Below are 13,157 nucleotides of genomic sequence, written 5' to 3' on the forward strand. Positions count from 1 at the left end.
AGCTAATTAAGTATTGTACCTATTGCCTTCCAAATATTTTCTGAGGCTTTAGTGGGTGTGTTACCAACAATTATCTCGTACCATCTTTTTCCTTCTGCCACATTTGATAATTGACCATCTAATATTTGTTTTACCAAATAGTCCAAATCGTTTTTATCGGTACAAAACACTGCTGCTTGATCGCTAGGCATACTTCTAAAATGCACGTAGTTATAATTTTGACCTATATCTCTAATCCCTTTTTTAAGTTGGGGTTGCTCATAATTATAATAAATGCATGCTTTGTCATGCGCAACAAAATCAAAAACTGTTGATGAACAAACGTTTGTTACAAACTCTGAATGTTCGCAAACATTATACAACATTTTAAAATCTTCCTTTGCTGGTAATACCTGGTTCCATTGGTCACCTATTGGCTTCCAAATGGGATCTAAAACCTCAATAATATCTTTATTAGCATGGATCACAGCATCATATCTTGATGTAAAATCCACGGGACACTTCCTGTAAATAATACCTAAATTTTCGCCTTTAGCATTTAAACGTCTGACTGTATTTGCTAAATCTTCTAAATAAAATTGATCTAAAGGTGACGTCGTTTCGTCATCACCAGAATAACAAATATATTTTTTATCTACGTCTAAATTGTATTGCTTAAAAAAGTCTGCTCGACTTTGTTTTAAGCTAGTATCATAATGTGGTTCAAACTGTGGTGTACCTGTTACAAACACTTGTTCCGCTTTCACAAATGGATAATATTGTAAGACTTCACGCTTCATGTGGTCACTCCAAACACAATAATAATCAGTCTCCACCACTTGCATCGCCTTGGGTACATTATCCCATGAGTAAACAAAAGCAACCGTAGGAATCCCTAAATCTTTAGCAGCTAATAACGCACTTATAGATTGTGTGGCACGTTGTGTGGTGCAAAATATTAAATCGGGTTTATGTTCTTGTAATTGCGCTTTACAGTAGGCATATTTAGGATTTTGACGCTCTAATGTATTTATTTTTTGTCTGATTTTTTCAACCCCTTTTTCTGAAGAATATAACCCTATCAGTAACTTGGTATATAAACTTTTAAGCGTATTTTTTATACCTTTATAATTAAAAGGAAACTTATAAGTAGGATACACGTCATCATTAAATTTATCCTGAGACACATTCAATTCGGCTCGCTTTCTAGCACGAGAATAAATTGGTGTTAATGGATGGATTTGATGGTTATCTATCTTAACTTCATTAAAACCTAAATGGTCTTTTAACGAAAAAACAGTATTATTCCAATACGTGATATCAAAACCATGCTGTTCTCCAATAGATTTAAAATCAGTGAAAGCAAAATTGCGCAAACCAACACCATCAGGAAAAAAGACAAATACTTTTTTTTTCATTATAATATAAACAGATTATCCTTTTTGATTTTTTAATTTATCACGTTGCACTTGTTCTATAGGTAAAATGTCTTGACTTTTAAATGTTAATGCTTTATGCACTGCATTTAAATCCCTTGATAATTTACGTAAACCCATTGGCTCCAATGACGCAGCATGATCCGTTCCTTTCCAAGTACGATCTAAGGTATAATGACGCTCAATAATTGGTGCTCCTAAGGTGTAAGCTGCAACATCTACTGCAATACCTAAATGGTGTCCAGAAAAACCAATATGCTTAACTTGGTTACCGTAATTTTCAATTAATAAATTAATATCTAATAAACAAACATCTTCAAAGGGTACTGGATAGCCAGAAGTACAGTTATATAATACTAAATCTTTGGCTCTGTTATGTTTACTAAATAATTGTACTAAATCTTCAATTTCAGACTTGGTAGTCATTCCTGTAGAAATATGAAGTTCGCCTTTGTAATGTTCACATAACCATGCTAACATGGTGATATTATTATTACAAGCCGAAGGTATTTTGATAAACTTTGGTTGTAATGAAGCAATCTCTTTTGCTGATGTTAAATCCCAAACAGAGGTTGAATAATCAATCCCAATAGATTCACAAAAAGTCTTAAGCTCCTGATGTTGCGCCACATCAAACTCTAAATACTCTCTATGTGCACCATAAGTATCGCCATACGAGTTGGAAGGATTTGGGTGTGGACTATTATATTGTTCTTCCGTTAACAACTCAATATTATGACGTTTTTGAAACTTGACAGCATCTACATTACAAAATATTTTAGCCATTTGGATTAACTCTTTAGCAATTTGCATATCGCCTTTATGGTTACATCCAATCTCTGCTATGATGTAAGGTTTTTTGTAGGTATTCATGTATTTACTTAATATCTTTTATTATAATTTTTTATAAACTGACAAGCTTCTCTAATAGCGCCTGCTCCAGATGGTTTTGATAATACAACATCTGCTATGCTTTTAATTTCGGTCATAGCATTTTGTGGTGCTAAGGACCAACCAACGCTACAAATATTGGACATATCGTTGACATCATCGCCTACATAAGCCACATTATTTAACGAAAAGCCTTGTTGTTTTGATAAGGTTTTAAGCAAGGTGTATTTATCTTTTACGCCTAAAAACACTTGCTTAATTTGAAGCTTTTGCATGCGTTTTGCTACCAACTCGGATTGCTCACTTGTCATAATCATAACCTCAACGCCAAATTGCCTTAAAATCTCTAATCCCATACCATCACGCATGTCAAAACTTTTAGTATGTTCGCCATCCTTGGTATAGGTTATAGTTCCGTCCGTAAAAACACCATCTACATCTAGGACTAAATGTGTTATTTTCTCAGCTTTTTTTAATTGTTGTTGACGTGCTATTAATAGGTTTTCTACAATAATCCAATCGGATTCCGTATCAATTTCGTGTAAGCTATCCTCTGGCATTTTAACAATACCTATGTTATTTCCTAGTCTATTTTTGTGTGCTTGCAACACCTGCTTAGTACATGTGTAAACTGCGCCATTCTCAATTAACAAGCCTTCAAAATCTTGACGTCTTGGACGCTTGTTCGGATTGTAGTTTATAGCAGTACCATCTGCTTTCCATAAAAAACGATGGGTATTAACGACGGTTAAGGCGGAATCTTTTCCGTTATCCAAAGCAATCAAACAATTGTTAATGTCTTGAGCTGTAGTAAAAGGTGACGTAGCTTGCAACAAACAAAATACATCAAAATCGTAGTGTATTTTTTCTGCAAATTCCAACATAGCACTTTCAGTAGACGCAGTATCAGTCGCACTACTGTCACTTCTTAATAGTCCTTTAATTTTATCTGTATAGTGGTATTCTTTTGTAATAAAATCTAATATGGATTGGTCGTCTGTATACACATAAACCTCATCTAAATTAGAATGTAATGCTTCACCCAAAACCCATGTATACAATGGTCTTCCAACCATTTTACGTTTGTTTTTACCAGGAATACCTTTTGAGCCTTTACGTAAAGGAATAAAACCTATTGCTTTCATATATTGGGTGACTTTAAATCTTTGTAACAAGTGCTAAAATACATAATTTAACAGCGAAAATCTTTCAAAACGTTAATAAAATAAAGCAATCTTATTATTTATTTGAATTTATAAATTCACTGATTTCTGAGGTGAAAATTTTGGCTCCATTTTTAAGAAGGTGAGAAGGATCTCTGTAGTACAAAGGGTTTTTATAAACCATATTAAGCGTATCGTAAACAATCACATTTTTCTCTCTTTTTACCATTTTTATAAAACGATTATAAAAACTAAGATTAAAACATCTTAACCTTGGAGAAAAAACTAATAGTAACTCAATATCATTTAAATCGCAAATATCCTGAATTGATTTAAAAGATTCTATCAGGTTTACATCTTCTGCTTCTTGATTATAATCTTCTTTTTTAACTTCAAATTTATGTGCACTTGATTTACTGTTAATTATACCCATAGATCCAAAACTATCTATTGGGTTAATCTTATTTTCAAATACCTTCCTAAATATTGAATGATAACTATTATATCTACTCAATAATAAAAAGCGAGACAACGAACTAGCTTTTCTTTGAGTAATCAGTTCTTCATTTATATAATTATATTTAGTTAAAGGGAATAATATATCATCTCTAAAATTTAAGGTTTTAGTTTTAACAAATTGATTTTCGTCGTCAATGTTTAATATAATGTATTTTGGTGTTTTATTATATTTTAATAATGTTTCTAATATGAATTCATGAAAATTGACATTAGAACCTTGGTAAGACAGATTAAAAGATGAAAAACCTGTATTCGACTGTAATTGCTCTGCTAAAATATTTCCTGCTCCCTTAGATGAACCTAATACAATAACATCTTTATTAATTTGTCCCTTCAACAAACTCTCTAATCGTTTATCGTACTCTTTTTTTGGTGTTTCATTAAGAATAAACAAAATACTCTTTTCTACCATAAAAAATAATACCCCAAAAAGTAATATATGCTTTAGAAATAATTTCATGCTTAAAATTGAAAATATATAAACTCTTGCTGAGTATCATTGCTAAACACAAAAACCATAGCGATTATAATCATATAAAAAGCCCATCTAATAACCCTAGATTGTTTAAGCAATAACACTTCAATTGCATATTGTTGACGTCTTCCAATCCATTCTATTCCTATAAAAAACAGAATGAGCACTAGTAAATTAGTTGGCCTAATGGTTGGTAAGGATAATAAACTAGAACTAAATAGACCTTTTAAATAGGTTACTGCATGAGTAACGCTTTCTGCCCTAAAAAAGACCCAAGCAATAACGGTTAATCCAAAAGTAAGTCCCATTTGCGCCAGTTCTTTAATACTTGGTAAAATTGAATCTTGAGCGACCACATTTAAATGTGCCCGATTACGTTTAGCCAATAATAATGGTAAAAAATAAAGCGCATTTAAAAATCCCCAAATGATAAACGTCCAATTGGCACCATGCCAAAACCCACTGACTAAAAATATTATAAACGTGTTACGCACTTTCATCCAAGTGCCACCTTGACTGCCTCCTAACGGAATGTATAAATAATCTCGAAACCATGTGGATAAGGATATGTGCCAGCGTCGCCAAAACTCGGCTATATCTCTTGAAAAATAGGGAAAAGCAAAGTTTTGTTTTAAGTCAAAACCAAATAATCTTGAAGTACCAATGGCTATATCAGAATATCCTGAAAAATCACCATAAATCTGAAAGGTAAAAAACAACGCACCCATTAACAATGTGCTTCCTGAATGCTCTGCCGAATTATTAAAGATCTGATTGGCATACTCGGCACAATTGTCGGCAATGACGACTTTTTTAAAAAATCCCCAAAGTATTTGTCGACATCCATCCACAGCTTGACTGTAATGAAATTGGCGCTTTTTATAAAATTGTGGTAATAAATGAGTCGCACGTTCTATTGGTCCTGCCACTAATTGTGGAAAAAAACTAACAAAAGCTAAAAACGAAACGATATCTCTTGTAGGTTCTAGTTTTCGTTTATAAACATCTATGGTATAACTTAAGGTTTGAAAGGTGTAAAAGCTAATACCAACTGGCAAAATAATATCTAACGTATTAGGCTGAATTGGACTCCCGAAAAACGAAAAGGCGTCAACAAAACTATCAACAAAAAAATTGTAATATTTAAAAAAACCTAAAAACCCTAAGTTTACAAGGATACTGGACCACAGCAACAACTTTCTTTTAGAGGGTTGTGCTGCTTTTTTTAATTGTAAACCAATGGTATAATCCACAAGAGAACTAAAAACAATTAAAGATAAAAAACGCCAATCCCACCAACCATAAAACACATAACTAGCAACAACTAATAATGCATTTTGAAGTTTTAAATTTTTATTGGTTACAAACCAATAGAGTATAAATACTACAGGTAAAAATATGGCGAAGTCTAGGGAATTAAAATACATTTATCCAGAATAATTTAGTCCTTTTAGTTTTTTTATAATGTGCAACGTACTAGATTTAACAGGACGTCTATAACTTAAAATCGTTGGTAACTTTAAAAGTGTCGATAAGCAAACATATACAAAAGCTTTAAAATACTTTAAGTCTTTTAAAGCATACTTCTTAAAATTATGCAATAATAATTTAGCTATTTTTACTGCAGGCGACTTATAATACACAAGATATAAACGTATTGTATTTTTTAATTGATGCTCAAATCTAAAATAATTTTTACCTTGTAACTTCCTTTTTACAATATCCACACGATGGTTTACTATTATTTTAGAATTGTAGACTATTTGATAGCCTAAATCTAAAACCTCTAAAGCCAAAGCTGGTTCTTCACCATAAATATCAATCCAAACAGGAAAACCTCTTGAGGCATCATACGCTTCCTTCTTAATAGCAAATCCACAGCCAATAAAATCATTTGTATAATACGGTTCAGTATATTTTGCAAAACTCAAAGCCTCATTATCGGATTTGTATAATCCTCTTATTTCTTGAAAAGCGATTATACCAAGGTTAGCATTAGTTCTAAAATCATCTTCAATAGATTTTATAAAGGCTTCACTTATTGGGTGTGCATCATCATCTAGGCCAATAAAAATTTGTCCTTTCGCTTTTTTGTATAAGCTATTTCTAGCTGGTGAAGCACTGATGCTTTTTTTAGACACGGTCCACTTGACCCAGTCAAAATCATTAATAATGACTTCGGTTTTGGAACAACCATCAATAAACACCAAAACTTCATGAATAGATAAATCCATTAAAGATTTCAACTTTTTTAACGTAAAAGCTAAATCTTTTGGTCTATTTTTTGTAACTATTAAGAATGAAATTTGCATTTATTGGTTTGCGGAATAAACGGTTTGATATAGGGTTTCTATTTTGGATTGCAAGGTAGCACGATTATAATTTTCTTGGATGAAATCGATATTAAAATTTTGAGCTTGTCGTCTTAAAGTATCATTTTGAAGCGCATTTTTTATATGACATGCAATTTCAGTTTCATCTAAAGGATTAGTTATCAAATAGCCATTACTATTATGCGTAATCACTTCTTCTGTAACGTGTCCTGGATTAGATTGAATTGGAAAAGCTCCCATTGACATGGCTTCTAAAAGTGCATTGGGCATTCCGTCGGAAATACTATTCGCTATATGAATACAGCTTTGTCCCATAACAGCCAATAAGTCTGTATTTTGAATAAATTTATGTCTAGAATATACAGTAATATTAAAATCTGTAAGTTGTTTTGAGGCTTTTATTTGTTGCTGAATAACGTCATCTGCGCTGTAAATAACAATATGTTTATTATAAAATAAGTCTTTTGAAACTAAAAGTAAAGCCTCTAAAACTTTAGACGCTTTGCCAACACCATCATCATAACCTTTAATTAAAATAAGCGCTCTTTTATCGAAGGGGTTAATCTTAGATGTTTGGATAGTTAACCCTCCATTACCAGGAAACACGCCTAAAAATTGATTTTTATAACCATTTTTTAAAACTAACTTGTAATCGCGTTTACAATCTGTGATTAAATAATTAGCGCGTGTGTAAAACTGCTGCAATGCTTGTTTTGAGACACCTAATTGCTCAAAATAAAACACATCACTGCCCCAAGATGAATAGATAAATGGTAATGTATTGTCTAACATTATGGGTAAAATAGGCAATCCTGCTAACTGCATTTCAAAACAATGTACAATATCTGGTTGTATACGATCTATAGTACTTTGAAAAGTTTTTAAAACGCTGTTTTCATTAATTTTTTGAATATGCTTATATAAGCCAGGTAACCGTTTTTTAATGGTACTTCTAAACGGAAAATCCCATTTTAACTTCCAGCCTTTTATTTGAGTAACCCACGCTATTTTTGAAGATTTAGGTCCGCCATCAGTCACGTCAAACCAATACACCTCATAGCCAGACTGCTTCAATTGGTTAACCCACTGAAAAAAGTGATGGTTTGGAATGGCTACCATTAAAATCTTCATTATAATTTAAATAGGGGTTTAAATTTAGTATCTCCTTTTTTTACAATTTTAAAAATAGAGTAGAAAAATATAATACGAAACAGTTTTACTTTCAACTTAAAACTATAAGCCAATTTATGGTTTTTAATAAAATTTAAACACTGTTGTGCGGATTTAAAATCACGCTCAGCAAGTGCTAACCTAAAAAAACCTAAAGTCATTTTTAATATAGCCAGTTTTATTGGCTTTGCACTTGATAAATGTAATACGGTCTTTTTGGCTTCAAAATAAGAGGCTAAACCATAAGACACGTTACTATAAAAACTATTGGTGGAAGAGCTTGAACCAACACGATAAAATATTAAAGGTATATTGATTATAGCGTATGTTTTATTTTGTGATAACGCTCTGGCATACAACTCATGATCTTCAAGGATATGCAAATCTTCCCTTATTGGTAAGTATGGTCTTAAACTTGACGCTCTCCATAATGGAGCAACCATTAGCATAGGAAAAGTACCCGTAACAAAATCTTCAAATACATTTTTACTAGGCTCAATATAGGGTTGTTGAGCTGATGAAAATAAATTTGTATCAAATGCTCCAGTAAATTCTTGTAACTGACAAATTACAAAATCATGGGTTTTGATGGCTTCAATTTTTAGCTGAAGGTGATTGGGATGCATGACATCGTCACTATCAAAAAACTGAATATAATTACCTGACATTTTGGTGATAGCAAAGTTTCGGCAACTACTAGGGCCTTTTGCAAAATCTAAAGGACGATTATACAATTGAAAACGATTATCTCCTTTAATTAGATTATTAGTAACATTATAGGTATCATCTGTGCTACCATCATCCACTATAATACACTCCCAATTTGGATAGGTTTGTGCTTTAATAGAGTTAAGAGTCTCTTCTATTAAATGTTGGCGATTGTATATTGGGATTATGATGGATATCATGAGTCTATAAATTGAAAGTATTTATTCATAACGACTTCACTTGATGCATTATTTACATAATACTCTCGCATTTTATTTTTTAAAGCATAAATTTCTGATTCATTTTTCTGTAATAGTGAATGTATGGCATTTGTCAATTCTACTTCTGATTGTCCATTGACAAACAAATCTTTATCTACAAAATTTAACCTTTGCGCCATTGCTCCTACTTTTGTAGAAAGCACAATTTTACCAGCAGCCATAGCCTCTACTCCCACTAATGGACCTCCTTCATGTTTAGACAAAATTAATAATACATCTATCTTATTTAAGAATTCGGGTACATTTTTATAAGGAATAAAATTCTCTTTTTTTATAAGAGGATAATTATTAGTAATATTTACAACCTCTTTATTTAACGGTCCAGAACCCGCAATTCTTAATTCTAATTTATTTTTTTTAAACGAATCAACAATAATTCCAAGTCCTTTTTCGTGACTCATCCTACCCAAATAACCAAATTTTAATGGTTGTTGAAACGACATATTTAATTGTAGCAGTTCTGTTTCTAAGCTACTAGACTGCTCAATACACTTAACATTAGAAAACCCTTCGTTTTTAAGTATTTCAAAATTCTCTAGAGAATGGACTACAATTTTATCAACTTTAACAATGTTGGAATATTTGGTTTCATTTTTTAAAGATCCGGTTACTCTTATTATTAATTTTATATTGTTTTGATGACATAATTCAACGATTAAGTGCAACCATTTATCTGTTAACAAGCCACTGTAAAAAACAATGTCTTTATTGCTTATTTCTTTTTTTAAAATTTGACCATACAACTTATCAAAATCAAAAAAGAGCTTGCTAATTTTATTTTTTACTAAAAACAGATTTTCAATCTGTAATTTATTTTTCCATTTGATAATTTGTGCAAAACGTTTAATAAAAAAATTCTTTAATGCAATTCTTTCAAAAGAATTCATTTTTTTATCTCCTAAATACTCATCTACAATTGAGAATGAAGAAACAGGAATTGTTGAAAAGGCAGATGTATGATATTTTTTTTCAAATTGTTCTAAAAAAAAAATACTATTTATTTCCCTTCCTCCTGATTCGGAGATAGGACCAATAATTAGAATGTTTTTTTTACTCATCTTTTTTATACTTTTCTATAAATAGTAAATTTAATATTGTCTATCCACATAATTAAACACTTGCGTCTTTGTTAATCCTTTTCTTTTTAATAAATATCTTAATAAAGGTTTAATTTTTATAGCACGTTTAAAAAGTTTATTGATTACAAAATACTTAACTACATTTTTCTTTAAAGTTTTTAAATACGAGTAATCAATGTGTTTTTGTTCTCTTGCTTTTAAAGCATCAAAGTTGTCTTGCATCCAGGGTTCAAATACATTCCCTAAATGGTAAGCATTATTTGTATACGTTGATAAACGATAACCATCCACTAACACCACTGGCTTATCCATGTACAAAAACTCGCTATCTCCATCTATTAAATAGGCACTATTGTCTTCTGGAAGCGCTTTAAATACTTCTGATTTATAGGTAGCAACAAAATGAGAGCAGCCTAAAACTGCTAAAGTATTGTCTTTTGCTGTTAAAGTACCAATGCTATCACCAAATTCTTCTGGTAAATGAGTCCAACCTATACTTTTTGCAAAATTCTCTAGGGCATCAACATCTTTTACTTTTTTAAATTTTAATCTATTTGAAAACAAATACTTACTCCAAATATTGGCTGTTAAATCTAAATGCTTTCTGTAAACAGGGACAGGACAGACAGCTCCAGCTTTAGGAAAAGATTTAAAAACAGAAACAACCTCATCCTCCCAATGATCCAAAAATAATACGTCTGCATCTGTAATGGTTACCAAACGCTCTTCTACTGTGCGTAAAGCTTTTAAAAGGCTATTAATTTTCCCAATGCCTTCTTTTTCTATAATAAGCTCATCAACATCATTATCTTGATATAATTGTAAAAGTCTTTGATTAACCTCAAAAGAACATTTATTACTAATAATAGAGACTTTTAATTTAGAACTGGCTGTTTTTAAAACTGAAAATAGACAAAGTTCAAAAATTTTATAGGCATCTTTAAAGTAATCATTTTCATGTGGAATGTGTAAAGGTATTATTATCCTATGGTCACATGGCTCTTTAACAACTAACTTACCGCCTTTAGTAGGGTTATATCCTTTACGCATATTATAATTTACTGTAATGTTTAACTAGTTTTAAAACACCTTCTTCTAACGACATCAAGTCTCGGCCTAAAACTTTTTTCATTTTTGAAGTATCTGGACAACGTCTTGCCATGTCTCCTTCTTCTAATGCTGGTAAGTGAACAATATTACTTTTTGAATTGGTTAACTTAATAATGGTTTGAGCAAGTGACAAAATGGTTTGTTCTAAGTCACTACCAACATTTAAAACTTCATTAATACAAGACTTATCTGAAATTGCTTTTATACAAGTATCAACATTGTCATCAACGTAGCAAAACGATCGTGTTTGCAAGCCATCTCCATAGATGTTAATGTCTTCATCTTGCAGAGCTAATTTTAAAAAACGTGGTAGTACAAAATCTTCACTTTGATTTGGGCCATACGTATTAAAAAACCTAAAAATGGTATACTCTAATCCATATTCTTGATAGTACGATTTAAAAAAAGCTTCGCCAACATTTTTGACGATAGCATATGGTAATCTAGAGTTTAATGGCGTCGTATTCTCATTTTGAGGGATTTCAAAAGGCTCTCCATAAACTTCAGATGAACTTGAATAAAATACACGTTTTACTCCAGAATTTTTTGATAGTGATAGTACATTTTTAATACCCTCGATATCCTCAAGCACACTCATAGGGTTTTCTAACGTACGCTTAACACCAACCATGGCTGCATAATGAAATACATAATCAAAATCATAACGTGCAAAAACTGGAGCCAAATCTTTATAGTTATTAACGTTAGATTTAATAAACTTTACGTTATCCAGTTTTGGCACTTTATTAAGGCTTCCTGTGGATAAATTGTCAACAATAATAATTGTATTTGATTTATCGTTAGCCAAATGTTTTGCTAGTGTACTACCTACATTTCCTGCTCCTCCTGTTATTAAATATGTGGTCATCTATTATTTTTATTTTTCAAATCTAAAATTATAAATACAAACTTAGAGTTTCTAAATAAGCTTTAGCTAAAGTTTCCTTAGAATGATTTGCATTATAAATTTCAATATAATGCTTTTGGATGTGTTTTATCTCTTGAGTGTCATAAGTTGAATATTCTAAAATCCTTTCCGATAACATTTTACTATCTTTTGCTTTAAACCAAATACGTTTATCATTAATAAAACGTTCACGCATTGCACCAACTTTAGTTGATATGATTGGAATACCTAGCAATGCTGCTTCCAATGCATTATAAGGTCCAGCTTCTTCAATAGAGGCTATAATTAGGCAATCAAATTGAGAAATGGTCTTTATCATAATATCATAGTCTAAATGACCATAAAATTTAATATTCAAATTATTAGCTTTCGATTTTAAATAGTCTAACTCTGGTCCATCACCAACGATATGCAATTCTAAGTCTTTGTAAGCTACTAAATTATTGAAAGCTTCTATTACAGTTATTATATCTTTATTTTTATCTAACCTTGATGCACAATAAAACTTTCTTATAGGATTAGTTTTAGTTTTTTGAAAATTTATAATAGCGTTTTCTTTAAAGACACATTGGTCAATTATTTTATAATTATAGTTTCCTTTATCGATAAATACCTTAGAATTTTCTTTTGAGTGATTTATAAATAAACTCACATACTCCAAATAAGAAAAATATGCGTCTTTTAGATTAATTTCAGGAATGGTACCTGTAGTTCTAAAAACAACTTTCTTATTATTTTCTTTGGCTCCTAAAATAATTTCTTTTGTGTAGTTAGATGTTAATTGAGCTATAATTACTATTAAATCCGATTGCTGAATTACTTTTTTTAATGATTTGTTTTTTTTTCCAGCAAGACTTCTAAATTGAAGATTGGCATAATTTACTTTAACACCAAAATAAGCTTTAATTCTATCAATAATTAGTTTTCGTTTTGTGTATATACTAATATTTGGATTAACTAAATACAAATCATTGTTATCAGTAACAGTTTCAGTAGAAAATATCGAAACCTCATACTTTTTCAATAACGTATCTGCAATAAAAGCAGCCTCTATTTCTCTACCTCCTCTAGAGTTAATAGGTCCAAGAATAGCTATTTTTTTCAAT

At 31.0% G+C, this 13,157-nt stretch carries 12 protein-coding genes; all 12 read right to left on the minus strand.

Annotation, left to right across the window (positions count from 1 at the left end):
• Nucleotides 1-2 precede the first annotated feature (2 nt).
• The 12 genes from V6251_RS08865 to V6251_RS08920 all read right to left on the minus strand — a co-directional run bounded on the left by V6251_RS08865 (nt 3) and on the right by V6251_RS08920 (nt 13,156).
• On the minus strand, nt 3-1,397 hold the full coding sequence (locus V6251_RS08865; protein WP_341587925.1) for a UDP-glycosyltransferase: 1,395 nt from the start codon (nt 1,395-1,397) through the stop codon (nt 3-5).
• A 15-nt stretch (nt 1,398-1,412) separates the two neighbouring features.
• Nucleotides 1,413-2,288, minus strand: coding sequence for an N-acetylneuraminate synthase family protein (locus tag V6251_RS08870; RefSeq protein ID WP_341587926.1), 876 nt, complete (start codon nt 2,286-2,288; stop codon nt 1,413-1,415).
• A gap of 8 nt (nt 2,289-2,296) precedes the next feature.
• Nucleotides 2,297-3,451 carry an acylneuraminate cytidylyltransferase gene (locus V6251_RS08875; RefSeq protein WP_341587927.1) on the minus strand — a complete coding sequence of 385 codons (1,155 nt, stop codon included), beginning with the start codon at nt 3,449-3,451 and terminating at the stop codon, nt 2,297-2,299.
• 94 nt (nt 3,452-3,545) lie between these two features.
• Nucleotides 3,546-4,400 (minus strand): hypothetical protein, encoded by an 855-nt coding sequence (locus V6251_RS08880; RefSeq protein WP_341587928.1) that lies wholly within the window; start codon nt 4,398-4,400, stop codon nt 3,546-3,548.
• A 50-nt stretch (nt 4,401-4,450) separates the two neighbouring features.
• Nucleotides 4,451-5,890, minus strand: coding sequence for an MBOAT family O-acyltransferase (locus V6251_RS08885; RefSeq protein ID WP_341587929.1), 1,440 nt, complete (start codon nt 5,888-5,890; stop codon nt 4,451-4,453).
• Complete coding sequence (locus V6251_RS08890; protein ID WP_341587930.1) at nt 5,891-6,775, minus strand: glycosyltransferase family 2 protein; 885 nt, start codon at nt 6,773-6,775, stop codon at nt 5,891-5,893. It abuts the gene before it with no gap.
• Nucleotides 6,776-7,927: a glycosyltransferase family 4 protein gene (locus V6251_RS08895; RefSeq protein WP_341587931.1), complete on the minus strand. Its 1,152-nt coding sequence runs from the start codon at nt 7,925-7,927 to the stop codon at nt 6,776-6,778.
• The gene (locus V6251_RS08900) at nt 7,927-8,874 is read right to left on the minus strand and encodes a glycosyltransferase family 2 protein (RefSeq protein WP_341587932.1); all 948 of its coding nucleotides are present in this window, start codon (nt 8,872-8,874) and stop codon (nt 7,927-7,929) included. Before V6251_RS08900 ends, V6251_RS08895 begins: the two co-directional genes overlap by 1 nt.
• Nucleotides 8,871-10,013: a glycosyltransferase gene (locus V6251_RS08905; RefSeq protein WP_341587933.1), complete on the minus strand. Its 1,143-nt coding sequence runs from the start codon at nt 10,011-10,013 to the stop codon at nt 8,871-8,873. The genes V6251_RS08900 and V6251_RS08905 overlap by 4 nt, the downstream gene beginning before the upstream one ends.
• 30 nt (nt 10,014-10,043) lie before the next feature.
• The gene (locus V6251_RS08910; protein ID WP_341587934.1) at nt 10,044-11,084 is read right to left on the minus strand and encodes a glycosyltransferase family 2 protein; all 1,041 of its coding nucleotides are present in this window, start codon (nt 11,082-11,084) and stop codon (nt 10,044-10,046) included.
• Between the two features lies 1 nt (nt 11,085).
• On the minus strand, nt 11,086-12,012 hold the full coding sequence (locus tag V6251_RS08915) for an NAD-dependent epimerase/dehydratase family protein (RefSeq protein ID WP_341587935.1): 927 nt from the start codon (nt 12,010-12,012) through the stop codon (nt 11,086-11,088).
• A 28-nt stretch (nt 12,013-12,040) separates the two neighbouring features.
• Complete coding sequence (locus tag V6251_RS08920; RefSeq protein ID WP_341587936.1) at nt 12,041-13,156, minus strand: glycosyltransferase family 4 protein; 1,116 nt, start codon at nt 13,154-13,156, stop codon at nt 12,041-12,043.
• Nucleotide 13,157 lies beyond the last annotated feature (1 nt).

Origin of the sequence: Olleya sp. Ti.3.14, assembly GCF_038154885.1 — a bacterium.
Taxonomy (GTDB): Bacteria; Bacteroidota; Bacteroidia; order Flavobacteriales; family Flavobacteriaceae; genus Olleya.

Excerpts from the sequence above, each read along its gene's own strand:
- V6251_RS08865 (WP_341587925.1), bottom strand. The coding sequence starts at position 1,397 with ATGAAAAAAAAAGTATTTGTCTTTTTTCCTGATGGTGTTGGTTTGCGC.
- V6251_RS08870 (WP_341587926.1), bottom strand. The coding sequence starts at position 2,288 with ATGAATACCTACAAAAAACCTTACATCATAGCAGAGATTGGATGTAAC.
- V6251_RS08875 (WP_341587927.1), bottom strand. The coding sequence starts at position 3,451 with ATGAAAGCAATAGGTTTTATTCCTTTACGTAAAGGCTCAAAAGGTATT.
- V6251_RS08880 (WP_341587928.1), bottom strand. The coding sequence starts at position 4,400 with ATGGTAGAAAAGAGTATTTTGTTTATTCTTAATGAAACACCAAAAAAA.
- V6251_RS08885 (WP_341587929.1), bottom strand. The coding sequence starts at position 5,890 with ATGTATTTTAATTCCCTAGACTTCGCCATATTTTTACCTGTAGTATTT.
- V6251_RS08890 (WP_341587930.1), bottom strand. The coding sequence starts at position 6,775 with ATGCAAATTTCATTCTTAATAGTTACAAAAAATAGACCAAAAGATTTA.
- V6251_RS08895 (WP_341587931.1), bottom strand. The coding sequence starts at position 7,927 with ATGAAGATTTTAATGGTAGCCATTCCAAACCATCACTTTTTTCAGTGG.
- V6251_RS08900 (WP_341587932.1), bottom strand. The coding sequence starts at position 8,874 with ATGATATCCATCATAATCCCAATATACAATCGCCAACATTTAATAGAA.
- V6251_RS08905 (WP_341587933.1), bottom strand. The coding sequence starts at position 10,013 with ATGAGTAAAAAAAACATTCTAATTATTGGTCCTATCTCCGAATCAGGA.
- V6251_RS08910 (WP_341587934.1), bottom strand. The coding sequence starts at position 11,084 with ATGCGTAAAGGATATAACCCTACTAAAGGCGGTAAGTTAGTTGTTAAA.
- V6251_RS08915 (WP_341587935.1), bottom strand. The coding sequence starts at position 12,012 with ATGACCACATATTTAATAACAGGAGGAGCAGGAAATGTAGGTAGTACA.